The 23,235-nt window shown below is 74.1% G+C and carries 27 protein-coding genes; 13 read left to right on the top strand and 14 right to left on the bottom strand.

Features of this window, described 5'->3' with window-relative positions:
- The first annotated feature begins 103 nt into the window (after nucleotides 1–103).
- The 3 genes from AB0K03_RS01150 (at nucleotide 104) to AB0K03_RS01140 (ending at nucleotide 3,995) form a co-directional block, all read left to right on the top strand.
- Complete coding sequence (locus AB0K03_RS01150; RefSeq protein ID WP_364678678.1) at nucleotides 104–2,566, top strand: BTAD domain-containing putative transcriptional regulator; 2,463 nt, start codon at nucleotides 104–106, stop codon at nucleotides 2,564–2,566.
- A gap of 108 nt (nucleotides 2,567–2,674) precedes the next feature.
- Complete coding sequence (locus tag AB0K03_RS01145; RefSeq protein WP_364678675.1) at nucleotides 2,675–3,106, top strand: hypothetical protein; 432 nt, start codon at nucleotides 2,675–2,677, stop codon at nucleotides 3,104–3,106.
- Nucleotides 3,107–3,170: 64 nt separating this feature from the next.
- A complete protein-coding gene (locus tag AB0K03_RS01140; RefSeq protein ID WP_364678673.1) occupies nucleotides 3,171–3,995 on the top strand; it encodes a hypothetical protein in 825 nt (274 codons plus the stop codon).
- Between the two features lie 16 nt (nucleotides 3,996–4,011).
- On the opposite strand, the gene AB0K03_RS01135 is transcribed toward AB0K03_RS01140, so the two are convergent.
- The gene (locus tag AB0K03_RS01135) at nucleotides 4,012–4,284 is read right to left on the bottom strand and encodes a hypothetical protein (protein WP_364678671.1); all 273 of its coding nucleotides are present in this window, start codon (nucleotides 4,282–4,284) and stop codon (nucleotides 4,012–4,014) included.
- Between the two features lie 140 nt (nucleotides 4,285–4,424).
- Nucleotides 4,425–5,195: an SDR family oxidoreductase gene (locus tag AB0K03_RS01130; RefSeq protein ID WP_364678668.1), complete on the bottom strand. Its 771-nt coding sequence runs from the start codon at nucleotides 5,193–5,195 to the stop codon at nucleotides 4,425–4,427.
- Between the two features lie 138 nt (nucleotides 5,196–5,333).
- Here AB0K03_RS01130 and AB0K03_RS01125 point away from each other — a divergent pair, with 138 nt between their 5' ends.
- Entirely contained in the window at nucleotides 5,334–6,512 is a 1,179-nt protein-coding gene (locus AB0K03_RS01125; protein WP_364678666.1) for a cysteine--1-D-myo-inosityl 2-amino-2-deoxy-alpha-D-glucopyranoside ligase, read from the top strand.
- A 213-nt stretch (nucleotides 6,513–6,725) separates the two neighbouring features.
- On the opposite strand, the gene AB0K03_RS01120 is transcribed toward AB0K03_RS01125, so the two are convergent.
- From AB0K03_RS01120 to AB0K03_RS01110, 3 genes are all read right to left on the bottom strand, one after another.
- A complete protein-coding gene (locus AB0K03_RS01120; RefSeq protein WP_364679377.1) occupies nucleotides 6,726–8,318 on the bottom strand; it encodes a DUF6345 domain-containing protein in 1,593 nt (530 codons plus the stop codon).
- A gap of 264 nt (nucleotides 8,319–8,582) precedes the next feature.
- Nucleotides 8,583–8,717, bottom strand: coding sequence for a hypothetical protein (locus AB0K03_RS01115; RefSeq protein ID WP_364678663.1), 135 nt, complete (start codon nucleotides 8,715–8,717; stop codon nucleotides 8,583–8,585).
- A 34-nt stretch (nucleotides 8,718–8,751) separates the two neighbouring features.
- On the bottom strand, nucleotides 8,752–8,952 hold the full coding sequence (locus AB0K03_RS01110; RefSeq protein WP_364678661.1) for a hypothetical protein: 201 nt from the start codon (nucleotides 8,950–8,952) through the stop codon (nucleotides 8,752–8,754).
- Nucleotides 8,953–9,162: 210 nt separating this feature from the next.
- Between AB0K03_RS01110 and AB0K03_RS01105 the strand changes: the two genes are divergently transcribed.
- Entirely contained in the window at nucleotides 9,163–9,564 is a 402-nt protein-coding gene (locus AB0K03_RS01105) for a hypothetical protein (RefSeq protein ID WP_364678658.1), read from the top strand.
- Nucleotides 9,565–9,584: 20 nt separating this feature from the next.
- Nucleotides 9,585–10,109, top strand: a complete 525-nt coding sequence (locus AB0K03_RS01100) for a flavodoxin domain-containing protein (protein WP_364678656.1) — start codon at nucleotides 9,585–9,587, stop codon at nucleotides 10,107–10,109.
- Here AB0K03_RS01100 and AB0K03_RS01095 read toward each other — a convergent pair.
- Entirely contained in the window at nucleotides 10,084–10,644 is a 561-nt protein-coding gene (locus AB0K03_RS01095; protein WP_364678653.1) for a helix-turn-helix domain-containing protein, read from the bottom strand. The two genes, AB0K03_RS01100 and AB0K03_RS01095, sit on opposite strands and share 26 nt — an antisense overlap.
- Before the next feature lie 92 nt (nucleotides 10,645–10,736).
- Here AB0K03_RS01095 and AB0K03_RS01090 point away from each other — a divergent pair, with 92 nt between their 5' ends.
- Complete coding sequence (locus AB0K03_RS01090; RefSeq protein ID WP_364678651.1) at nucleotides 10,737–11,750, top strand: NADP-dependent oxidoreductase; 1,014 nt, start codon at nucleotides 10,737–10,739, stop codon at nucleotides 11,748–11,750.
- Nucleotides 11,751–11,804: 54 nt separating this feature from the next.
- Here the strand turns inward: AB0K03_RS01090 and eno are convergent, their stop codons facing one another.
- The 5 genes from eno to AB0K03_RS01065 all read right to left on the bottom strand — a co-directional run bounded on the left by eno (nucleotide 11,805) and on the right by AB0K03_RS01065 (nucleotide 14,833).
- The gene (gene eno / locus AB0K03_RS01085; RefSeq protein WP_364678649.1) at nucleotides 11,805–13,064 is read right to left on the bottom strand and encodes a phosphopyruvate hydratase; all 1,260 of its coding nucleotides are present in this window, start codon (nucleotides 13,062–13,064) and stop codon (nucleotides 11,805–11,807) included.
- A gap of 116 nt (nucleotides 13,065–13,180) precedes the next feature.
- A complete protein-coding gene (crcB, locus tag AB0K03_RS01080; protein WP_364678647.1) occupies nucleotides 13,181–13,555 on the bottom strand; it encodes a fluoride efflux transporter CrcB in 375 nt (124 codons plus the stop codon).
- Nucleotides 13,552–13,902: a DUF190 domain-containing protein gene (locus AB0K03_RS01075; RefSeq protein ID WP_364678646.1), complete on the bottom strand. Its 351-nt coding sequence runs from the start codon at nucleotides 13,900–13,902 to the stop codon at nucleotides 13,552–13,554. The genes crcB (AB0K03_RS01080) and AB0K03_RS01075 overlap by 4 nt, the downstream gene beginning before the upstream one ends.
- Complete coding sequence (gene crcB, locus AB0K03_RS01070) at nucleotides 13,899–14,393, bottom strand: fluoride efflux transporter CrcB (protein WP_364678643.1); 495 nt, start codon at nucleotides 14,391–14,393, stop codon at nucleotides 13,899–13,901. Before crcB (AB0K03_RS01070) ends, AB0K03_RS01075 begins: the two co-directional genes overlap by 4 nt.
- Before the next feature lie 47 nt (nucleotides 14,394–14,440).
- Nucleotides 14,441–14,833 (bottom strand): carboxymuconolactone decarboxylase family protein, encoded by a 393-nt coding sequence (locus tag AB0K03_RS01065; RefSeq protein ID WP_364678641.1) that lies wholly within the window; start codon nucleotides 14,831–14,833, stop codon nucleotides 14,441–14,443.
- Nucleotides 14,834–14,977: 144 nt separating this feature from the next.
- Between AB0K03_RS01065 and AB0K03_RS01060 the strand changes: the two genes are divergently transcribed.
- From AB0K03_RS01060 to AB0K03_RS01050, 3 genes are read left to right on the top strand one after another with little or no spacing between them, the layout of a single operon-like run.
- A complete protein-coding gene (locus tag AB0K03_RS01060) occupies nucleotides 14,978–15,280 on the top strand; it encodes a FeoA family protein (protein ID WP_364678639.1) in 303 nt (100 codons plus the stop codon).
- Nucleotides 15,277–17,238, top strand: coding sequence for a ferrous iron transporter B (locus tag AB0K03_RS01055; protein WP_364678637.1), 1,962 nt, complete (start codon nucleotides 15,277–15,279; stop codon nucleotides 17,236–17,238). The genes AB0K03_RS01060 and AB0K03_RS01055 overlap by 4 nt, the downstream gene beginning before the upstream one ends.
- The gene (locus AB0K03_RS01050; protein WP_364678634.1) at nucleotides 17,238–17,759 is read left to right on the top strand and encodes a NifU family protein; all 522 of its coding nucleotides are present in this window, start codon (nucleotides 17,238–17,240) and stop codon (nucleotides 17,757–17,759) included. The genes AB0K03_RS01055 and AB0K03_RS01050 overlap by 1 nt, the downstream gene beginning before the upstream one ends.
- On the opposite strand, the gene cysK is transcribed toward AB0K03_RS01050, so the two are convergent.
- The 3 genes from cysK to AB0K03_RS01035 form a co-directional block, all read right to left on the bottom strand.
- Nucleotides 17,756–18,673, bottom strand: coding sequence for a cysteine synthase A (gene cysK / locus AB0K03_RS01045; RefSeq protein ID WP_364678631.1), 918 nt, complete (start codon nucleotides 18,671–18,673; stop codon nucleotides 17,756–17,758). The two genes, AB0K03_RS01050 and cysK, sit on opposite strands and share 4 nt — an antisense overlap.
- Nucleotides 18,646–19,194, bottom strand: a complete 549-nt coding sequence (epsC, locus tag AB0K03_RS01040; RefSeq protein WP_364678628.1) for a serine O-acetyltransferase EpsC — start codon at nucleotides 19,192–19,194, stop codon at nucleotides 18,646–18,648. The genes cysK and epsC overlap by 28 nt, the downstream gene beginning before the upstream one ends.
- Before the next feature lie 160 nt (nucleotides 19,195–19,354).
- Entirely contained in the window at nucleotides 19,355–20,179 is an 825-nt protein-coding gene (locus AB0K03_RS01035) for a DUF2249 domain-containing protein (protein WP_364678626.1), read from the bottom strand.
- Nucleotides 20,180–20,229: 50 nt separating this feature from the next.
- Here AB0K03_RS01035 and AB0K03_RS01030 point away from each other — a divergent pair, with 50 nt between their 5' ends.
- From AB0K03_RS01030 to AB0K03_RS01020, 3 genes are read left to right on the top strand one after another with little or no spacing between them, the layout of a single operon-like run.
- Complete coding sequence (locus tag AB0K03_RS01030) at nucleotides 20,230–20,937, top strand: helix-turn-helix domain-containing protein (RefSeq protein WP_364678623.1); 708 nt, start codon at nucleotides 20,230–20,232, stop codon at nucleotides 20,935–20,937.
- A complete protein-coding gene (locus AB0K03_RS01025; RefSeq protein ID WP_364678621.1) occupies nucleotides 20,937–22,037 on the top strand; it encodes a hypothetical protein in 1,101 nt (366 codons plus the stop codon). The genes AB0K03_RS01030 and AB0K03_RS01025 overlap by 1 nt, the downstream gene beginning before the upstream one ends.
- Nucleotides 22,034–23,233, top strand: coding sequence for a hypothetical protein (locus tag AB0K03_RS01020; protein WP_364678619.1), 1,200 nt, complete (start codon nucleotides 22,034–22,036; stop codon nucleotides 23,231–23,233). Before AB0K03_RS01025 ends, AB0K03_RS01020 begins: the two co-directional genes overlap by 4 nt.
- The last annotated feature ends 2 nt before the right edge of the window (nucleotides 23,234–23,235 follow it).

The following is a 23,235-nucleotide window of genomic DNA, read 5'->3' as shown; positions in this document are numbered from 1 at the left end:
TCCGGCCCTGCCGATCTCGTCCCGGCCGATCGGCACGATGGGCACACAGCCCATCACTGAAGGTGGTTGGAGTGATCATCTACCGCGTCCGGGTGGGGCCGCGGTGACGGCCGCCGTCCTGCCGTACGGTGCCAAGGCGCTGGTGCCCGCCGGTGCGGGGGCGGTCCCGGCCGACCTGGATCTGCGGCCGGCGGCCGAGCCGGGCGTCACCGTCGTGACCAGCCCGTCGGCGTCGCTGCTGACCGAGAGCCTGACCACCGCGCTGACCGGCGCCGGGCGCCGCCCGGTGTGGTTGCGGCTGGGTCCCGAGGACCGCGACCCGGCCGAGCTGCTGACGTCGCTGGTGGTGGCGGCCCGGCGGCGGGAGCCGGGCGCGGGGCGGGCCACGCTCGAGCTCATGCGCGCCCGCCCGGGTCCGGTGCACGGCTGGCCCGACCTCTTCGACCGGTTCGCCGACGAGCTGGGCGTCCTGCTGGCGGACCGCGGCGCGCTCGTCCTCGAACACGTACACCATCTCCCCGCCGCCGGTACGGGGCTGGCTCTGCTGGGGCGCCGCGTCTTCTCGGCGCTGACCGGGGCCGGGGTGTCCTGTGTGCTGCTCACCCATCAGGAGCTGTCCCCGGCGGCGCTTCCGCCGGGCGTCGTTCGCAGCATCGGGCGCGAGCTCCGGCCACCCCCGCCGGTCGCCCAGGCGGCGCTGCGGGCCGCGCGGGAGGCGCTCGGCCCGGACGCCGGCCAGGGGTGGCCGGCCGGGGGCTGCGTCGACGACCTGCTGACACGGGTGGCCCGCGGCCTGCTCAGCACGGCCGCCGTCGCGGAGCTCCGCCGCCTGGGGCTGGCCACCGAGCTCGAGTACGCCGACCTGTCCGCGGGCCGCCTCCCGGACGGACCCTGGTGGCAGCCGCTCGAGCAGGGCTGGGCCCGGATCAGGACCGCCTGGCGCCGCCCGTTGCAGGACGTTCTCGGGTCGCGCCACCTGCCGGGGCACGACGAGCTATGCCGCGTCGCCGAGGCGCTGGCAGCCGCGGGCAACCTGGAGCGGGCGGTGCCGCTCCTCCTGGACCTGCACGAGGAGGAGCAGGCCGCCCGGCTGCTGTCCGGCGCCGCGGAACGCCTCATGGACCTCGGCCAGTGGGAGACCCTCGACCGCTGGGTCGGCCGGCTGCCGGCGGCCGTGCTGGCGGGCTACCCGGAGTTGATCCACGATCAGGGCGAGATCGCGGCGGCCCGGGGCGAGGTCCCGGCCGCGCACCGGTGGTTCGACCTCGCGTCGTCGCGGTTCACTGCGCGTGCCGACCATCGCGGCGCCTGCCGCAGCATGCTCGCGGCGAGCGCGCTGGCGGCTGCCACCGGCGACCTGCCCACCGCCGGGGCGCGGGCGGCCGCGGCCCGCGCGCTGGCCGAGGCGACCGGGGAGCCCGCGTACGGGATGTGGGCCACCTGGCAACAGGCGAGCGTCACCCTCGCCGGCGGCGAACCCGACGCCGCCCTGGTGGCGTTCACCCAGGCCGCTTCCGGTACGGCGACGAGCGAGCCGGTGGGCCTCGCCGGACGGCTGAGCCGCAAGCTGCTCGGGGTGCGCCGCGAGCGCGAACGGCACCGCAGGGCGCAGGCCGCCCTGGAAGCGGTGGAACGCGAGACACTCGCCCGGCTGCACGCCTCGGCCACTGAGCCTCCGGCCGTGGACCCGGCCGAGGGCTGGTCCGCCACGCCGGTCCCGCTGCGCGTACGCCACCTCGGTGGGGCGCCTGCCGTCGCGGCGGCGCCCGAGCCGGGCACCGTACGCGCCGAGGCGTCCCCGCCCGGACCCGTCCTCGTGGCGCAGCTGCTCGGGCCGCTCCAGGTGGCCCTCGACGACACGCCGGTCCAGGATCTGATGGGCAGCCGGGTCCGGTCGCTGCTCGCGTACCTGGTCACCCACCGCCGCCCGTGGCCCTCGCGCGAGGTGCTCGCCGAGGCCCTCTGGCCGGACGCCCCGCCGGAGGCGGCCCGTAACAGCCTGCACGTCGCCGTCCACGGCCTGCGCCGGGCCCTGCGCGCCGCCTCCGAGGCGCCGGTGGTGATCCGTACGGGCGCCGCCTACCGTCTGGCCCCGCAGCTGCGGGTGTGGCTGGACACGGACGACTTCGAGGACCGGATCCGGCGCGCCCGGGAGCGCGAGCGGGTCGGCGATCGGGAGGCCGCGGTGGCCGGCTACGAGCACGCCGTCGGCCGCTACCGCGGCGACTTCCTCGCCGACCTGCCCTACGAGGACTGGCCGGCGCTGCTGCGCGAGCGGCTGCGGGTGGCCTACCTGGAAACCCTGGACCGGCTCGGCGCCCTGCACTTCGGCGCGCACCGGTACGCCCGCTCGGGCGAGCTGTGCCGGCGGCTGCTGGAGCTCGACCCGTGCCGTGAGGACGCGCACCGCAGGCTGATGCGGTGCCACAGCCGCGAGGGTCAGCCGCACCTCGCCCTGCTGCAGTTCCGTGCGTGTGTCCGCACCCTGGCCCAGGAACTCCAGGTCGAGCCGGGCCCGGAGACCGTGGAACTGTACCGCCGCATCCGCCGGCACGATCCGGTGTGAGCGCTTAACGGGGCGCGCGCAGCCGTTAAGCGGCAGATCGAGATCGCTTAATCGCCCGGCGGCAGCATGACGGTGTCAGAACAGGTCCATCTCGCAAGGGAGCAAACCATGTCCCAGTTCGAGGGCCCGGTGGGCGGGATCAAGGGTGCCTTGACCCTCAAGCCGCGCGACCCCGCGGCGCCGGGAACCACGCCCTACATCATCCAGGTCGACAACCCCTTCGAGGTCGAGGTCGACTGGTACGTCGCCGGGGACAGCGCGGCCTATCTCGGCGGCAAGTGGCACCTGCGGCTGTACATCGCCCCGGCCGACGGCACCGCGACGAAGTCCGGGCTGCTGGGCAAGACGGACGTCGACGTCAGCACGGTGTCGTCGCTGCCGGTCCCGCGCAAGTACAGCCACACCTTCAAGATCGCCGCCGGCGTCATGACGGAGGGCGTGTACCACATGACCGCCGTGCTCACCTACGACAACGGCGGGCCGCCGCTCGAGATGGCGGCCTTCGGCGAGATTCCGTTCATCGAGTTCTACGTCGCCTGACCAGCAGCCGTCCCGCCGGCGCGGGCTTCCGCGCCGGCGGGACGCCGCCACCGAGGAGGAGCAAATGGCGACCGAGGACACGGCGCACCGCATGGCCGTCGGTGACCCCGTCCCCACCGGCGACGGGCAGCGCTACGAGAGCTTCCTGTGGCGGCTCCGGATGGCCGAGGACGGAACGGTGAGCGACGCGAGCGTCCAGCATGTCGCCACCGGGGAGATGAAGCACTGGCCGGCCTGGGACCCCGCGGCGATGCTCAGCTTCGTGACCTCCCGCGCCACGAGGGACACCCGGGCCACTAAGGAGGCCCGCGCGGCCGAGGAAGCTCGAGCGGCCGAAGAGGCCCGCGCAGCCGAGCGAAGGCGCGTGGCCCAGGAGAAAGACGCGGCCCAGGCGAGAAGCGCGGCCCAGGAGCGAAGCGCGGCCCAGGAGCGAAGCGCGGCCCAGGAGCGAAGCGCGGCCGAGCAGAAGCGTGCGGCCGAAGAGGACCGTGCGGCCGGGAAGATCGGGCGGGCCGCGGAGGCCGGCAGGGCCGGGACGGAGCCGGCGCCGGCGGCCGGTCTGCGGCTGGGCAGCCCGCCGGTCCCCGCGGGAACACGGTTCGGCCTCACCCTGACGCTGGACTTCGGCGCGGGCGGCGGGGCCCCGTACCGGATGGTCTACGACCTGGTGGTGGTGGCCCGCCGGCTCGACGGCGACCTGCACGAGGCCGTCGTCCGCGACAACGGCATCCTCGAGGCGGACTCGTCGGGCATCACGGTGGAGGCGGACGGTCTTCCGGCCGGCGTCTACCGGCTGGACGCCGCGGTGACGCTGACCAAGCCCTCGATCGGCTTGCGGGGGCGGACCGCCCTCGTGGAAGGCGTTCTCCTGACGGTGCTGCCCCGGTGAACCCGCCCGGCGGCGGTCAGGCCGCGGGGCCCCAGTCGATGCCGTTGTCCCGCAGCCAGGAGCGGTCCGATTCGGCCACCTCGGGCTCGGCCGCGGGGGCGACGCCGGGCTGCATCCGTACGCCGCCCTTGCCGCCCACGTGCGTCACCTGTTCGTCGCCGGGCTCCAGCACGACCTTGTCGTAGTTCGGCGGCCACCGCAGCAGCATCCGGCGTCCGCAGTCGCGGCAGTGCCATTCCTCGGCGCCGGAATCGCCCTGTCCGGCCAGTTCCATCTCGTGCGTGGTCACAGGTGTCCCATCCGTCGACCGCAGTGACGTCAAGATCGACATACGTCACTTCCTGGGCTGAAGAGTGCCCGGCCGGCGCTGCGTGAAACCTGGCAGGGCGCTCCTGCCCACGTTGTGGGATCGCCGCGGCCGCGCCCCGGTCACGCCATGAAGCCGCCGTCGGCGGTGACGATCGCGCCGTTGACGTTGGCCGCCTCCTCGCTGGCCAGCCAGGACACCAGGGCCGCGATCTGGTCCGGCTGCGCCGCCGGCCGGCTCCTGGCGAAGGACCGGCCGAGCCGTTCGAAGGCCCATTCGACCGCCGGCGCGGACGTGACGCCGATGTTGGTCTCCACCCCGCCGGGGCACACGGCGTTGCAGCGGATGCCGTCGTCGGCGTACAGGGCCGCGATGGACCGGGTCAGGCCGATCACCGCGTGCTTGGAGGTGACGTACGCCGTCCCGGCCACCCAGCCGGTGAGCCCGCCGATGGAGGCGACGTTGACCACCGCGCCGCCACCGGCCTCGCGCATCGCGGGCACCGTGGCGCGGCACAGGCGCATGACCGCGGTCAGGTTGACGGCCAGGACGTGATCCCAGGTGGCGTCGTCCAGCTCGGTGAGCGGCAGGAAGTGGTCCATGATCCCGGCGTTGTTGACCACCACGTCGACCCGGCCGCCGGCCTCGGCGACGATCCGCGCGATCCCGTCCGGATCGGTGATGTCGGCCCGGACGCCGCGGGCGTCGTGGCCGGCGTCGGCGATCGCCTTCAACGTGCCGTCGAGGGCCGCGCCGTCCACGTCGGTGGCCACCACCCGGGCGCCCTCGCGGGCGAACCGGATCGCGGCGGCCCGGCCGATGCCGGATCCCGCTCCGGTGATCAACACGACTCTGCCGTGGTGCCGCATGGCGTCCATGACCTGCTCCTTCATGGCTCGATCCCGTCACCGCCAGCATGATCCGCTCGCGAGCGCAGCGGTACGGACCTTGGTCACGCCGGCCCGGACCACCGGCCCTGTCCTGCCCCGGGCCGGTGGCGCACCCCGGCCGGCCGGGCACATCATGGGCGCATGACACTTCGCGGCGCAGCGGACACGACTTTCGCCGAAGGCGCCGGGCTGGCCTGGCGGGCCTGCCCGGGCGGGCACGACGCGGCACTGCGGCTGTCCGGGGCACGGCTGCCCGTGGTCGGCACGGCCCGGCTCTACACCTGCGGGATCACGCCGTACGACGTGACGCATCTGGGGCACGCGGCGACGTTCATCTGGTCGGACCTGCTCACGTCGGTCTGGCGGCTCTGCGGGGTCGACACCGTGGGCTGCCGCAACGTCACCGACGTCGACGACGTCCTGACCCGGGCCGCGGGCGCGCACGGCAGCGACTTCGCCCAGTTCGCGCTGCAGCAGGAGTACGCCTTCGACAAGGACATGACCGCGCTACGGGTACGCCGCCCGGCATACGAGCCACGGGCACGGCACTACATCCGTACGGTGCAACAGCTCGCCGAGGCGCTGCTGGCCGCGGGTCACGCGTACCTCCGCAACGGTTTTGTGTTCTTCCGCGGCGCGCACGTCGCGCAAGCCTCGGGCCTGCCGCGCGAGGAGGCGCTGGCCCGCTCGGCCGAGTTCGGCGACGACCCGCACGACCGGGACCGCGACGACCCGTTCGACGTGGCGGTGTGGCGCCCGTCGGCGCCCGGCGAACCGGCCTGGCCGAGCCCGTGGGGCCCGGGACGGCCCGGATGGCACGCCGAATGCGCGGCGATGGCCCTGTCGGTGCTCGGTCCGAGCGTGGACGTGCTCGCCGGCGGCGAGGACCTGGCCTTCCCGCACCACGCCTACCAGGCGGCGATGGTGGAGGCGGTGACGTCGGTGGCGCCGTTCGCCCGCGCCCGCCTGCACGTCGGCGCGGTCCACCAGGGCGGCGCCAAGATGGCCAAGTCGACGGGCAACCTCACGCTGGTCGCCGACCTCCTGCACGACCACTCCCCCGCGGCCGTCCGGCTGCTCGTACTCGACCGGCCGTGGCACACCCCGTGGGAGTACCGTCCCGGCGACCTCGACCGGGTCGCCTCCCGGCTGGAGACGCTCTACGCGGCGGCCGGGCGGCCCGGCGGCGCCGGGCACGCCGCAGCCGGGGTCGTCGAAGCCCTGCTCGACGATCTCGACGTGCCGCGCGCCATCGGGATCGCCGTGGCGGACGGCGGCGAGGCCGCGCGGCTGCTGCTGCGGGTGCTCGCGCTGGCCTGAACGGCTTCCAGCTCGTCGGCGTCGAGGAGATACAGGTACGGGCACTCCTGTGGGTTCGCCGCGAGGCAGCTCCCGCAGGGACGCGACGGATCGATGACACACATGCCGGCCTCCTCACCGTCGTTGCTGCCCCCAGTCTCGTGCCGGCGCCGCGCGTGCGGACGGGGCCGACGGCCCGGTCGCCCGGGTCCGACGGCCCCCACCGCCCCGGGCTCAGGAGCCGCCGGAGATGTACCAGTAGCCGGTGACCGACCCGGCGGGCACGTCGGGGCTGACCGCGCCCTTGCCCCAGAAGTAGTCGTTCAGGCTCACCGCGCCGCCCGGCCCGATCGGGCCCATGCTGGCCCACACCACCGAGGCCGGCTGGTCGTCGATCGAGGCCTGCGCCCAGGCGGTGCGGACCGGCATCGGCTTGTTCCACCACAGGAACGGGCTGCGCAGCAGATAGTTGGCGTACGTGCCGCCGTGCGAGGCGCTGTGGTACGAGATCGTGTGGAAGCTGTTGATCTGGTGCAGGCCGGCGAACGCGGGACCCCAGCGCTGCCACCACCGCCGGCCGCCGGAGTCCTGCGCGAGGACCAGGCAGGTGAACAGGCTCATCCACTCGGCGTCGCCGTTGCCCCAGCGGGCCTCCGTGTTCGCCAGGAACGAGTCGTCGTTGCTGCTGCACCCGGCGAAGCTGAACCCGGTCGGCGCGCCGTGGCCCTGCCAGTAGGTCATGTCGACGTGGTCGGCCCAGTTGCTGTCGTCGCCGCCGTACGCGGGATCCTTGAAGTCCTGCTCCCACGCGTTCTGGTCACGCCAGCTGAACTCCACCGGGATGCCGCGGCCGCTGAACTGGTTGTTGAACGAGGCGAGATTGTTGCTCGTGTACGGCAGCCCCGAGCACGGACCGGTGCCCTCGCTGCCCACGTCGGCGACGCCGTACGCGCGGGACATCACCCGGCCGGCGCCTCCCGGCCGCGGTTCCTGCGGCGCCGGAGGCTCGGGCAGCCGGGCGTCCACCGCGGCGGGTACGACGACACGCTGCGCCTGGGCGCCCGCCCGGTCCACGCCGGAGCACCGGAAGCTCGGCTCGATCGCCTGCAGGGACGCGGACAGCTCCGGCGCCCAGTAGACCGGCGCGGCCGACGTGACGCGGACGCCTTCGCCCATCGCCCGGGCACACCGGTCCATCGCGCCGGCCGCGTCGAGCACGTCGACCGAGCCGGCCTCCGCCAGCTCGCGCGTGCTGAACGATAGGCCGGTGACGGCACCCTTGCCGTCGAAGGCGAGGCGGATCTTCGCGCCCGGGCCCTCGTAGGGCAGCCCGCCGAGCGTGAACGCGTACGAGACGCTCGTGTCCAGCGCGGCCGACACGAGGGTCCGCCCCCGCCGGTCGACCGCGGTCATCGTGGTCTTGCGCGCGACGGGCTTCGCCTCCCGCGGCAACAGCTTCGCCACCTTGAGCGCCCGTGTCGCCCGGCGCAGCGCGTCTCCCGTGCTGATGGTCCGCAGGCGCTTGAGCGCCGCGACGTCGAGCAGGGCCCTCGTGGTCGGCCGGCCGTCCTCGTCGCGCTCCTTGCCCCGCCCACCGGCCCGGGTCGGCACGGCGAGGAACGACTGCTCGGCCGCGTACCGGACGCTGCCGTCCTCGCCGCGGGCGACCTGCTTGAGGCCCAGCGCCCGGGTCAGCCCGGCCGCCTGCTCATCGCTCAGGCCGGACGACCGTACGGCGAAGACCGGCAGCGTCAGCCGCTCGGCCGCGACCGCGGGCGTGCCGGCCACGACCGCGCCCAGCGGTACGGCGAGCGCCACGGCCAGCATCCCGGCCACCGCGCCTCGCCGTCGTTCCGGTGTTTCCGTCTCGCACTGCATCACTGCCCCCCGCGTTCGTCACTGCGGCACCGGTCGGCGCCGGGCCCAGTATGGGCAGCCGGAATTGCCGGAAATGCCGTTACGGAACGCGAGACGGATAGGCGACAGGGACGTCCGATTTTTCCGGCTTCGGTCAGGCAGACCTCGTCCTGCCGATCACGGACGCCCGTCCCTCCGATCGACGAGATCGCAGCCTGAGCCGAGAATGTACGGTCAGTGGCCCGTCGGCGGGATGATCGATGTCTTGCCCACCTGCGCCATCCGCTTCTGCTTCTTGGCGGCCTGCTTCTCCTTCAACGTCTTGCCTTGCTTCTTCGCGCTGTGCTTCTGCGGGGACTTGCGAATCATGATGACTCCCTCACGATGGTCCGCCGAGAGACCGTCAGCCGGAGATGTACTGGAGGAGGCCGTACACCAGGAAAGCGGGCCAGACGAAGGCCTTCAGCACGCCGATGACGCCCGCGCCGAAGCTGTCGGCCTGGCTGATGTACCAGACGAGGGCGCCGATCAGGCCGATGCCGTAGACGGCGTCTCCGCCGCCGGGGCCGCGGATCACGTTCCGGCGCTGCTTCGTGTCGCTCATGCCTGGCCCCCTCATGCTGCATCGGCCCCGCCCCGGTCCGGAGGTTCTCAGCGTGTCCCCGGCGACCGCTTCGCCGGCAGGGTCGTTGGTCCCCGTATCCCGTGCTGCCGCCCCGCCCGGCGGCCCTCATCCCGGTGACCTTCCGCCCTGGCCACGGTGGACGCCGCGGGGGTGGACTCGAGGGGAGAGACCAGGAGACTGGAGTCCGCCATGTCCGGGACACAGACGAACCACCGGCGCGTCGGCGTACGGAAGTTCAACAAGGCGATTCTCAACCCCGTCATGCGGCTCGCGGCCGGGCGCCGGCACTTCTACGCCGCCGCGCTGCACCACGTCGGACGGCGCTCCGGGCGGGAGTACACCACACCGGTCGTCGCCGAGCCCGTCGAGGGCGGGTTCGTGATCCCGCTGCCGTACGGGACCGATGTGGACTGGCTGCGCAATCTGCTGGCGGCCGGGCGGGCCACGATCGACGTGTACGGCGTCGGCTACACGATCGGTGAATTCCGGGTGATCGACGCCGCGCAGGCGCTCCCGACCGTACGGCCGAGCCGCCGCCGGGTGTGGCAGCGGCTCGGCATCGAGCACTTCCTGCACGTCCACGCGTTCTGAGAGCCATGGAGGCGATGGTGATGACCCGTGTGCTCGTGGCGTACGCCACCAGGAACGGCTCCACCCGGCAGGTCGCGGAGGCGGTGGGGACCGCGGTCCGCGCCACCGGCACCGAGGTGGAGGTCGTGCCCGCACACACCGTTGTCGAATCCCCGGCCGGCTGGGACCTCGTGATGCTCGGTGCCCCGATCTACTCGGGGCGGTGGCATCGGGACGCGCACCGGTTCCTGAAGCGGCACCGGGCCGCGTTGAGCTCCGTGCCGGTGGCCGTCTTCGCCCTGGGTCCCCGCCGCGACGAGGAGGAGGCCTGGCAGAGCAGCCGGGCTCAGCTCGACCGTGCGCTGGCCAAGCGGGCTTGGCTCGTACCCGTCGCGGTCGGGTTGTTCGGTGGGGCCGACCCCGTCGGCCGCCGCCGGGCCGGCCGGCGGGACCTGCGGGACTGGGCGCGGATCGGCGCCTGGGCGCGCAAGGCCCTGGCCTCCTCCGGCGTGGCGCCGGAGGAGGTGGAGGACTCGCCCGTCAGGGGCGCGCCGGCTGTTTCGTGAGGATCGTCTCGGCGACGAGCGCGAAGAGGTGGTCGACCCGCGAGGCGAGGGCGGGCTGATCGCCGACCCACGCGAGCGCGCCGCCGAGGGCGTACAGGTCGGTGCCGTCGATGTCGGTGCGCGCGGCGCCTTCGGCCTGGGCGCGGTCGAGGAGCCGGGCGCCCGCGGCCCTCATCGTGGTGCAGGAGGCGTGCAGCGCGGAGTCCGGGTCCTCGATGGCGGCCACCATCGAGTCGATGACGCCCCGGTAGTTGTGCGCGCACGCGACGAATTCGCGCAGCCAGGACACGAGGGCGTCGCCGGCCGACGGGGCAGCCTCCAGGTCGCCGGCCTTCGCCGCCAGCTCGTCGAAGCCGGTCCGGAGCAGCGCCTCGAACAGGGCCTCCCGGGTGGGGAAATGGCGGTACATGGTGCCCAGCCCGACCCCGGCGCGGCGGGCGATGTCGCGCAGCGACGCGTCGGCGCCCTCCTCGGTCACCACGACGCTCGCGACCGCGAGCAGCTGCTCGTAGTTCCTTCTGGCGTCAGCCCGCACGTACCCCTCCCGTTGCTAAACGGAGCAGTGACCCGTATATTCGGAGCACCGACCCGCTTAGGGTAGTCCATCCGCACACCCGAGGGACAGCGATGCCGACCAGGACCATGAAGGCGACCCGGCTGCACGAGTACGGCGGCCCGGACGTGCTGCGCCACCAGGACGTCCCGATGCCCGAGCCGACGGAGGGTGAGGTCCTCGTCCGCGTGCACGCCGTGGGCGTCAACCCGCCCGACTGGTACCTGCGCGACGGGCTGACCGTCATGCCCGCGGAGCTGCGCCCGAAGATCGACCTGCCGGTGACCCCCGGCACCGACATGTCCGGTGTGGTGGAGGCGGTCGGCGCAGGCGTGCCGGAGTTCTCCCCCGGCGACGAGGTCTTCGGCATGCTGCGCTTCCCCGGCTTCCGGGGCAGCACCTACGCCGAGTACGTCACAGCCCCCGCGTCCGACCTCGCCCGCAAGCCGGCCGGCCTGGACCACGTGCACGCCGCGGCGGCGCCCATGGCCGGGCTCACCGCATGGCAGTTCCTGATCGACCTCGGGCACGATCACCCGTCGCCGTTCCAGGACCACCGTCACCGCCCGGTGCCGCTCGGCCCCGGGACGACCGTGCTCGTCAACGGCGCCGCGGGCGGCGTCGGCCACATCGGGCTGCAGCTGGCGAAGTGGAAGGGCGCACGGGTCATCGCGGTGGCGTCGGGCACGCACGAGGCGTTCCTGCGGGAGCTCGGCGCCGACGAGGTCGTCGACTACACGAGGACCCGTCCGGAGGAGGTCGCGCGTGACCTCGACCTGGTGCTCGACACCGTCGGCGGTCCGGCAAGCCGTCGCTTCCTGCGTACGCTCAAGCGCGGCGGAGCCCTGTTCCCGGTGTTCTCCGGCGAGTTCGACGCCGACGAGGTCGCACGGCTGGGCGTCACGGTGTCGATCACCCAGGTGCGCTCGAACGGCCCTCAGCTCGCCGAGCTCGGACGGCTGCTCGGCGACGGCACGATCCAGGTCGCCATCGACAGCACGTACCCGCTCGCCGAGGCCGCCGAGGCGCACCGGCGGGCCGCCCGCGGCCACATCCAGGGCAAGATCGTCCTGACCGTCGAGCCATGAGCAGGGCCGTGCGGGCGAGCCGGACCTCGCGGCGCCGCCGTAGCGGGCGCCGGATCAGCGCAGCCCGTACGGCAGATCGTCGCCGGCCTCGATCTCGATCAGCCGGTTGTACTTGGCGACCCGCTCGCCGCGGGCCGGCGCCCCGGTCTTGAGCTGACCGCAGCCCGTGCCCACCGCGAGGTCGGCGATGAAGGTGTCCTCGGTCTCGCCCGAACGGTGCGAGACCATCTGGGCCCAGCCGGCCTCGCGGCACAGGCGCATGGTCTCCAGCGTCTCGGTCACGGTGCCGATCTGGTTCACCTTGATCAGCGCCGCGGTGGCCGCCTTGCGGTCGATCCCCTCCGCGACGATGGCCGGGTTGGTCACCAGCAGGTCGTCGCCGACGAGCTGCGCCCGGCCGCCGAGGCGTGCGGTGAACTCCACCCAGCCGTCCCAGTCGCCCTCGGCCAGGCCGTCCTCGATGCTCCACACCGGGAAGCGGTCCACGATGGCCTCGTACCGGGCGATCATGTCGTCGGTGGTGAGGCTCTCACCCGCGACGTGGTAGCGGCCGTCGCGGTAGAACTCGCTCGCGGCCGGGTCCAGCGCGATCGCCACGCCGTCGCGGCCGGGGGTGTAGCCGGCGTCGGTGATGGCGTCGACGAGGGTGGAGAGCACGTCCTCCGGGGCGTCGATCTCGGGGGCGAAGCCGCCCTCGTCGCCCAGGCCCGTGGCGAAGCCCTTGTCGGCCAGGCGGCGGCGCAGCGCGGCGTACACCTCGGCGCCGGCGCGGACCGCCTCGGTGAGGTCGGGCGCGCCGACCGGCGCGATCATGAACTCCTGGAAGTCGAGCCGGTTGGGCGCGTGGGCGCCGCCGTTGACGACGTTGAAGTGCGGCACGGGCAGCCGCGGGGTGACTCCGGCGGGGGTCAGGTAGCGCCACAGGGGCAGGCCGGCGAGCAGCGCGAAGGCGCGCGCCGCGGCCATCGACACACCGATGATCGCGTTGGCGCCGAGCCGGGCCTTCGTGGCCGTGCCGTCCGCCTCGATCATCGCCCGGTCCACGGCCGCCAGGTCGGCGAACTCGCGACCGCGGAGCAGGTCGGCGATCTCGCCCTCGACGTGGGCGACGGCGCGCAGGACGCCCTTGCCGGCGTACCGCAGCGGGTCGCCGTCGCGGAGCTCGACCGCCTCGCGGCTGCCGGTGGACGCGCCGGACGGCACTCCGGCGCGGACGGTGCGGCCGTCGGGCAGCCGCAGCGTCACCGCCAGGGTCGGGCGGCCCCGCGAGTCGAGCACTTCCACGGCCGTCAGGCCGGCGATCGTCAAGGTCATTTCGGGCTCCCACAGCCAGAGGCGACAGGCCACGTTCCTCTGCCGACTCTTCCAGTGGCCGTACGCGTCGTCATCGGGCCGAAGGTCCCGCCGGGCGGGGCGAGGGAACCGGTGGGTCAGCGCCAGAGCGCCTCGGCGAGCGCGATCCCGCAGAACGCGGCGCCCAGCCCGGCGACGACGCTCGCGACCACATTGAGCACGGCGTACGCGCGCACCCGCTCCTCCAGCAGCCGCACCGTCTCGAACCCGAACGTGGAGTACGTGGTCAGCGCGCCGCACAGCCCGGTGCCCAGCAGCGCGTTGACACTGCCCGGCACCGCGTGCACCGCGACGCCGTGCAGCAGCACGCCGAGGATGAAGGAGCCGGTGACGTTGACGGTGAACGTGCCCCACGGGAAGACGGAGTCGTGCCGCGCCTGCACGGCCCGGTCGGCCAGGTAGCGCAGCGGTGCCCCGATCGCGGCGCCCAGCATGACGAGCAGAGCCGTCACGAGTCACCCTGCGCGGCACGGCCGACGTACCGGATGACCTCGACCGGGTCGATGATCACCAGACCCTCGGCGACCAGCTCGTCCAGCTCGGGCAGGAACCGGCGGATCCGGTCCTCCTGGTCGACGATGATCACGGCGACGGGCAGGTCCTCCGACAGCGACAGCAACCGGGTGGTGTGGATGCGCGACGAGGCGCCGTACCCCTCGATGCCGCGCAGCACCGACGCCCCGGCCAGCCCGGCGACGTGCGCGCGGTGCACGATCTCGTGGTAGAGCGGCTTGTGGTGCCACGTGTCGTCCTCACCGATGAAGACGGTCAGCCGTACCGCCGGACCCTCGATCTTCATGAGGCCTCCTTCCGCCGCCCGCGGCGCCGCCGGCGGGTCACCAGGCGGGCCGCGGAGACGCCGGCGTACACCGCCGCGAGCGCGGCGAGGACCGTGCCGGCCAGATAGACGAGCCCGGTACGCGCGGCGCCGGCCGCCACCAGCTGCTGAACCTCACCGGTGTACGTGGAGAAGGTGGTGTAGCCGCCCAGCACGCCGACGCCGAGGAAAGGCCGGACCAGCCGGTGCGCCGACCACACCTCGGTGATCAGCACCATGAGGATGCCGATGAGGAGGCAGCCGGAGACGTTCGTGGCGAAGGTGGCCCACGGAAAGCCTCCCGGCAGGTGCGGCCACGCGGTGGCCAGGCCGTAGCGGGCCAGCGCACCGAGGGCGCCGCCGAGCGCGACGGCGCCGAGCACCGCCCGCGGCGTCCGGGACAGCTCCCGCCGTTGCGAAGCGACATGCAGGTCGACGTCCGGATCCGTAGGCAGTCCGGTGGACTGAGACACGAGTGATCCCCTACCAGTGGCGGCAGGTCGACTCTACAACCGCGAGATCACCCGGAGTGCGCGGCCTCCGCCCGCTGCGTGGCGCCGCCGTGCTGCTCGTGCTCCTCGTAGAACTCCCGGAACGCGTCGAACGCCCGGGCGCCGTAGACGGTCGCCGGCCCGCCGTTCATGAGGAACGTCACGCCGATCGCCTCGGCCGCCTCGGCCGGGGTGGCGCCCTGCTGGACCGCGGCGTGGGCGTGCGCGGCGATGCAGCCGTCGCACTCCTTGCTGACCGCGATCGCCAGGGCGATCAACTCCTTGGTCCGTGCGTCCAGCGCGCCGGGCGCCAGCGCGGCGCCGTGCAGCTCCCGATAGCCGCGGTACACCTCGGGAATCGCCTGCCGCAGCGCGCGGGTGGGTCCTCTGAGCGCGTCGCGTACCGCTTTGCCGTGGCTCATGACATTGCTCCCTTGCCGACGACGTTCGTTCGCCGGGTCCCATCATCGGCCCGCGGTACCGGAATCCGGGCAGGGCCGAAGGTCCACTGAATGCGGGAAAGCCGGCCGAGTCGGTAAAGCTAGCCTTACCTCTACAGTTGGCGGGTGACCCGAGTGACCCCCATGGCCCCAGCCGCCTCCCGGCTCCCCGCGCAGCCGGCCGGGCGGATCGCCGCGCTCGCGGATTTCCCGCCGGGCAGCCTGGTGCGGGTGACCGGCACCGCGGCGGAGGCTCCGGCTCCCGTCGTACGCCGGCTCGAGGATCTGGGATTCACCGCGGGCTCGCAGGTGGAGGTCGTGCGGCGGGCGCCGCTGCGGGACCCCACGATCTATCGCGTACGCGACTACGACGTGTGCCTGCGCCGCGCGCAGGCGGCGTACCTGCTGGCGCGGGAGTTCGACGAATGAGCGACCACTGCGGCGCCCCGGGCGACCGCGGCGCGGGCGGGGTCGGCGTCGCCACACCGCGCATCGCGCTCGCCGGCAGCCCGAACGCCGGCAAGACCAGCATCTTCAACGCGCTCACCGGCCTGCGCGCCAAGACCGGCAACTATCCCGGCGTGACCGTCTCCCGCTTCGTCGGCACCAGCCGGATCAACGGCCGCCAGTATGTGATCGAGGACCTGCCCGGCACCTACAGCCTGGCCCCGATCAGCCCGGACGAGCAGGTCATGGTCGACGTGCTGGACGGCCGTCTCGACGGCGAGACGCCGCCCGACGCGGTGCTGGTCGTCGTCGACGCCACCACCCTGCGCCGCTCGCTGCGGTTCGCGGCGGAGGTCATCGGGCGCGGGCTGCCGACCGCGGTCGTCGTGACGTTCACCGACGAGCTCACGGCCCGGCAGGGCGCCCTCGACGTCGAGGCGTTCGGGCAGGCGCTCGGCGTACCGGTGGTCGTGGTGATCGGCCGCGGCGGCCAGGGCGCGGACCGGCTGCGCGAGCTCGTCGACGACTGGCGGTCCTGGGCCGCTCCGGCCCTGGCGCCGCCCACCGATCGGGCCGAGCTGGACGCCTGGGCCGAGTCCGTGCTGACGTTCGCCGGCTACCGGCCGCCGGGCCGGCACCGGATGACGCAGCGGGTCGACGCCGTCCTGCTGCACCCGGTGGCCGGCACGATCGTGTTCCTGGCCGTGATGGTGCTGTTCTTCCAGGTCGTGTTCCGGCTGGCGGCGCCGCTGCAGGGGTACGTCGAGTCGTTCTTCGGCTGGCTGTCCGCGCTGGTCACCGCGCACGTCCACAACCCGTGGCTGGGCGGGCTGCTCGGCGACGCCCTGATCGGCGGGGTCGGCGGCGTGGTGGTCTTCGTGCCGCAGATCATGCTGCTGTTCCTGCTGATCGCCGTGCTCGAGGGCATCGGCTACATGTCCCGCGCTGCGTTCCTCATGGACCGGGTGATGGCCCGCGCCGGCCTGGAGGGGCGGGCCTTCGTCTCGCTGCTGTCGTCGTTCGCGTGCGCGATCCCGGGCATCATGGCGACCCGCACGCTGCCCTCGGCCCGTGACCGGCTGGCCACGATGATGGCCGCCCCGCTGATCACCTGTTCCGCCCGCCTCCCGGTGTACGTGCTGCTCATCGGCCTGCTCGTGGACCCGTCGGCCCGGGTCGGCCCGCTCGGGCTGCAGGGCCTGGTGATGTTCGGCATGTACCTGCTCGGCGCCGTGTCGGCCATGCTGGCCGCCTGGGCGTTCAAGAAGATCGGCGGGCGCAAGGGCACGGCGATGCCGTTCTACATGGAGATGCCGCCGTACCGGATTCCGACGCTGCGGTCCGTGCTGATCGCCATGGGGGAATCGGCGCGGTCGTTCCTGCGCAAGTGCTCGACCATCATCACGGTCACCACCGTCGTGCTGTGGCTGCTGCTCAACCTGCCGCTGCACTCCGCCGCGGACCTGCGCGCGCACGGCGTCGACCCGGGTGACGACCGGGCGGTGTCCGCGTACGTCACCGATCACAGCTATGCCGCGGCGCTCGGGCGCGGGGTGGCGCCGGTGTTCGCGCCGCTGGGCTTCGACTGGCGGATCAACATCGGCGTGCTGTCCGCCCAGTCGGCCCGGGAGACCTTCGTCGCCACGCTCGGCCAGGTGGCCGCCGCCGAGGACGCCGAGCATCCGGCCCAGGCGCTGCGGACCATGACGTACCCCGACGGGCCGGACGCCGGGCAGCGGGTCTTCACGGCGCCGACCATCGCGGCGCTGCTGGTGTACTTCGCCTTCGCGCTGCAGTGCATGGCCACGGTCGGCATCCTGCGACGCGAGACCGGCGGGTGGAAATGGCCGCTGGTCGCGTTCGGCTATCTCACGACGCTGGCGTGGGTGATGGCGTTCCTGGCGCATACGGTCACCGCCGCGCTGACCGGGGGCGGCTGATGATCCCCATCCACCCCCAGGCCTGCCCTGGACGCCCAGAACGGCTGCGCTGGATCACCCCGGCCGGCGTGCTGGCGTTCACCGGCGTCCCGGACAGCGTGCCGGGGGCGCTGGCCACGCTGCTGCGCGACGGGACGCTCGCGGCGGTGTCGGTGGAGGCCGCCGCGGTCGTCACCGACCTGGCCGCGGGACGCAGCTGGTCGCGCGACGGCTCCCGCGTACGGTCCGCGCTGCACGAGGCGCTCGTCGACCCGGACGGCTGGACCGCAGCCGCCCCCGGCGACCCCGACGAGCCGTTGCGGGCCGCGGCCGCCGCGCTGATCGGCGGCCGGGCGGGCGAGCTGGCGCTCTCCCACGGCGGCGGCCTCGAGCTGGTGGACGTCCACGACGGCGTGGTGACGGTCCGCATGTCGGGCGCCTGCAACGGCTGCCCGGCCGCGGGGATCACCCTGCGCCACCGGCTCGAGGACGAGCTCCGCCGCCGGTGCCCCGGCGTCCGCCGGGTCGTCGCCGGCGCTTAGGCCTCGAACAGCGGCGTGCTCAGATACCGCTCGCCGGTGTCGGGGAGCACGACCACGACGGTGCCGCCCTCGTACTCCGGGCGGCGGGCCACGCGGGCCGCGGCGTACAGGGCGGCGCCGCTGGACACGCCTGCCAGGATGCCCTCGGTGCGGGCGAGCCGGCGGGCGGCCGAGCGGGCCTGCCCCACGTCGACGCGGACCACCTCGTCGTAGACGGTCGGGTCGAGGACCTCCGGCACGAAGCCGGCGCCGATGCCCTGGATACCGTGCGGGCCGGCAGCGCCGCCGGAGAGCACCGGGGACTCGGCCGGTTCCACCGCGTACACCCGCAGGCCGGGCTTCTTCTCCTTGAGCACCTGGCCGATGCCGGTCAGGGTGCCGCCGGTGCCGACCCCGGCGACGACCGCGTCGAGGTCTCCGTCGGTGTCGTTCCAGATCTCCAGGGCCGTGGTACGCCGGTGCACGTCCGGGTTGGCCGGGTTGTCGAACTGCCGGGGCAGGAACGCGTTGCGCTCGTCGGCGATCTCGAGGGCCCGGGCGACGGCGCCGCGCATGCCCTCGGCCGCGGGGGTCAGGACCAGCTCGGCGCCGTACGCAGCCAGCAGAGCCCGCCGCTCGGCGCTCATGCTCTCCGGCATGGTCAGCGTCAGCCGGTAGCCGCGCGCGGCCGCCACCACGGCGAGGCCGATGCCGGTGTTGCCGCTGGTCGCCTCGACGATGGGCACGCCGGGCCGGAGCTCCTCGGTGGCCTCCGCCGCCTCGATCATGGCGAGCGCGATGCGGTCCTTGACGCTGCCGCCGGGGTTGGCGGACTCGAGTTTGGCGAGCAGCCGGGCCGGCAGGCCGGGCTCGAAGCGGGACAGCCGCACCAGCGGGGTACGGCCGATCAGAGCGGTGATGTCGTCGTGGACCATGGCAGGCTCCCGGGGATGACTTGGGCCGCCGGCGCGCGCAGCCGGGCGCCGGCGGGGACGTCGGACAGGACGAGGCAGAGGGCGCCGATCTCGGCGTCGTCGCCGATGTGGACGGGCCCGAGCACGGTGGCGCCGACGCCGAGCACGACGCGGTCGCCGACAGTGGGGTGCCGCCGGCTGCCCTTCGGGTCGCGGCGCCACCCCCGGCCGCCGAGCGTGACCTGGTGGTACATGGTCACGTCGTCGCCGATGCGGGCGGTCTCCCCGATGACGACCCCGGCGCCGTGGTCGATGAACAGCCGCCGGCCGACGACGGCGCCGGGGTGGATCTCGATCCCCGTGACGGTGCGCATCGCCTGGGAGATCAGGCGCGGCAGCAGGGGTACGCCCCGGCAGTGCAGCCAGTGCGCGAGGCGGTGGCCCCAGACGGCCCACAGGCCGGGGTAGAGCAGGACTTCGGCGCGGTGGATGCCGTACAGGGCCGGGTCACGCCGGCACGCGGCGCGGACGTCGTCCAGCACGAGGTGTTCCTTGTCGGGAAGGCGTGAACAGGGGCTGAGGGATCAGCGCCCCGGACAGCGCTCGTCGAACACCCGGCGCACGTGCCGGCCCGCGAGGGGTACGGCGAATCGGTAGCCGGCCAGCCGGCGTCGCGTACCCCTCTCGATCATGGACGCGACGCTATCCACGCGTTTCCGCGCCGGACAGGGCCGAAAGACCCGCGCGGTGCAGGCGCACCTGCCAGACGTCCGGGCCGTCCTGCAGCCATTCGGTGGCGAACTGGCCGCTGTATCGCCGGTCGATCTCGCTGAGCAGCGGCAGCGGCGCGTGCGGCGCCACGAGCACCAGCGCGCCGTCGGCCGGTACGGCGTCGACGGCGGCCAGCACCTGGGCGTGCCGCTGCGCGTGCGGGAGCTGCCGTACGTCGATCCGCGCGTCGATGCTCAGCGCCGGGGCCGGCGCCTCGGCCGCGCCGGACGAGTCACCGCCGCACCCGCAGCCTCCGCAGCCGCACCCGGACGCCGCGGGCTTGCCGTCCTCTTCCCCGAGCAGCTCGTGCATGCCCGCGAGCAGGGCCGCGAGGTCGACGTCGTCGGCGTCCACCAGCACCGGCACGATGAGCTCGTTCTCCTTGGCCAGGTGGGACTCGAACACCGCGCGCAGCGCCCGGCCCGCCGCCGCGGCCGCCACCGGGGACGGCGTGGTCTCGAGCTCGGTCACCAGCTCCGCGATCGCCCGGTGCTCCTCCAGCATGCCGTCGACCAGCAGTTTCGCCTCCGGCCGGCGGGCGGCGGCCGGGTAGAGCGCCTCCTCCTCGGCGTACGCGTGCGGCAGCAGCTCGGTGTGCACCCAGCCGACGAGCGCGTCGCGGACCGTCCAGGTGCGCCGCAGGCTGCCGACGTCAGCGGCCTCGACGAGCTCGGCGACCTGCCGGGTCAGGGCCGCGGCCAGCTGCTCGTGGTGGCTGACGACGGCCGCCGCCGCGGTTCGGTCGGACTGTGACATGACGCGCTCCTCTGGTTTTGATGCCAACTGACGTTATAACGTTTAGCACCGTGGAAACCTCCGGTACAGGCCCGAGCGGCGAGACGATCGACACCCCGCGGCACCGCGCCCTCGGGTCGGCGAGCCGGGTCACGATCCTGCGGCTGGTGCGCGACGCGGCCGGTGGCCTGACCGCAGCCGACGTGGCCACCGCCACCGGTCAGCACCTGTCGACCACCCGCGCGCACCTCGAACGCCTCGTCGAGGCGGGGCTGCTCGTCAAGGCCCGCGCGAGCGGCGGGCTGCCCGGCCGGCCCGCCTGGCGCTACCGGGCCACCGCTGCCGACCCCGCGCCGGCGCCGTACCGGGCGCTGGCGGCCGCCCTGCTCGCCCACCTGCCGCACGGCCAGGGCGACACCCGGGAGGCGGCCGGCCGCGTCGGACGGGACTGGGGGCGGCAGCTCGCCGCGACCGCGCCGGCCCACCACGACCCGGTCGACACGGTCAGCACCGTCCTCGACGGGCTGGGCTTCAGTCCGCGACGGCTGTCCGCCGAGCCGGGGGACCCCGTCGAGCTGCACCTGCACACGTGCCCGTTCCTCGAGCTCGTCGGCCAGAATCCGGACGCCATGTGCGGCCTGCACGCCGGCGTGGTCCAGGGCGTCCTGGAGAGCCGCGGCGGGGACGGCGACGGCACCGTGCTCGAGCCGTTCGGCGCGCCGCACGCCTGCGTCGTCCGTCTTCCGGGGCTCCGCCGGCGCGCCGCCGGGGAGCCGTGATGCCGATAGCGGCCGCACTTCCGGTCCGCCTGCGCGTCCCCGTCCTGGCCGCAGCGGGGCTCGCCCTGCTCGGCGGCCTGTATGCGGCCCTGCTCCTGCTCGGCACCGCGGTTCCCACGCCGCCGTCGTCCATCGAGGACGTGCACGGACCGGTCATGGTGTTCGGCTTCGTCGGCACCCTCATCGCGCTCGAACGCGCGGTGGCGCTCGGCCGCCGCACCGCCCTGCTGGCGCCCGCGTGTTCCGCCGCGGGCGGCCTGACGCTGCTGGCCACCGGCCCCACTCTGCCCGGCAAGCTCCTCCTGATGGGCGGGGCCGTGGGGCTGCTCGGCATCTATCGGATGCTGTGGACCCGTCAGGAGTCGGCCGCCCTGCTCGCCCAGGCGGCCGGCGCGCTCGCCTGGTACGCGGCCACCCTGCTCTGGCTGGCCGGCTTCGCCGTGGCTGACGCCGTACCGTGGATGGTGGTCTTCGTGGTCGCCACCATCGCGGGGGAACGCCTCGAGCTGGCCCACGTCGCGCTGACCGCCCCCGCCGCGCAGCGCTGGTTCCTGACCGCGCTCGCCGCCCTGGTCACCGCGGCCACCGCCGCCAGCCTGTGGCCGCAAACGGGTACGCAGCTGTTCGGCCTCGCGCTGCTGGGCGTCACCGCGTGGCTGGCGGTCTTCGACGTCGCGCGGCGCACCGTGCGCGGCACCGGACTGCCCCGCTACGTCGCCGCCGGCCTGCTCGCCGGGTACGCCTGGCTGGCCCTCGCCGGACTGCTCTGGGCCGGGGCCGGGAGGACCGGCGCCGGTGCCCGCTACGACGCCACCCTGCACGCCGTCTTCCTCGGCTTCACGCTCTCGATGATCTTCGTGCACGCGCCCGTGATCCTGCCCGCGGTGCTGCGCCGTCCCCTCCCCTACCGCCCCGTGCTCTACCTGCCGCTCGCGCTGCTGCACGGCTCCCTGCTGGTGCGGGTCGCAGCAGGCGACGCCGCAGGCCTGCAGCCGGTGTGGCGCTGGTCCGGCGTCGCCAACGTGGCATCGGTGCTGCTCTTCATCGGATGCGCCGTCGCCGTCTCCGTCTCCGCGCCTCGTAGCCGAGTCCTCGCATGAGCACCGCGGTGACCGGCCGAGCCACCTGGCACCGCCGCACCGGGCTGCTGCCGGCCGCATATCTGGCCGCGCTGGTCCTGCTCGCGTTCGTGCACCCGTTCCTGCCCGCGTGGCGCTGGCTCGCCATCCACCTGTTGCTGCTGGGCGCGGCGACCAACGCGATTCTGGTGTGGAGCGCGCACTTCACCGCTGCCGTGCTGCGCGTCCCCGCGCCCGCTCACCGGCGGGCCGAGGCCGTACGGCTGGCCGTGCTCAACGCCGGCGTGATCGCCGTCCTCGCCGGCGGCACCGCGGACCGGCCGTGGCTCGGGGTGGCCGGCGCGGCCGCTGTCTTCGCCGCCGTGGCCGGGCACCTGGCGTGGCTCGCCGTACGGCTGCGATCGGCGTTGCCGGCCCGGTTCGCGGTGACCGTGCGCTACTACCTGGCCGCCGCGGTGGCGCTGCTGACCGGGATCCCGGCCGGCGCGTGGATGCTCGTCGCCGACGCGCCCGTGCGGTCACGGATCCTGCTGTTCCACGCCCACGTCAACCTGCTCGGCTGGATCATGCTCACCGTGCTGGGCACCGTCCTCACGTTGTGGCCGACGGTGCTGCGTACGCGCATGGACCCGGCGGCGGTCGCCGCGTCCCGGGCCTCCCTGGGCACCGCGCTCGGCGGCCTCGGCCTGCTCGCCGCCGGGGTGCTGGCCTGGTGGCCGCCGGCCGCCGTGGCGGGCCTGCTGGTGTTCGCGGTCGCGGTGCTGGTGACCGCGCTGCCGGCCGCGCGGGCCGCGCGGCAGAAGCCGCCGGAGTCGTTCGCCGCCTGGTCCATCGCGGCCGGCGCGGGGTGGCTGCTCGTGGCCCTGGCCGTCGACGGGGTCACCCTGATGCGCGCGGCCGGTCCCGACGCGGCTGCCGACCACTTCGGCGCCGTGCTGACGCCGCTGCTCGTGGGCTCGGTCGCCCAGATCCTGCTCGGCGCGCTCGCGTACCTGCTGCCCATGGCGCTCGGTGGCGGGCCGGCCCGGGTCCGGGACCGTACCGCCGCCCTGGACCGGCGGTGGCCGCAACGACTCGCCATGACCAACGCCGCGCTGATCGTCTTCCTGCTGCCGGTCGGCCCGTACGTCCGCATCACCACATCGCTGCTGCTGCTCGCCGCGCTGGTGCAGTTCGTGCTGCCGGCGGCCCGCCTGCTCCTGCTCGACCGGAGGTAGTC

The organism is Actinoplanes sp. NPDC049316, assembly GCF_040677315.1.
GTDB lineage: Bacteria > Actinomycetota > Actinomycetes > Mycobacteriales > Micromonosporaceae > Actinoplanes.
This window is presented reverse-complemented; position numbering and strand designations above follow the sequence as displayed.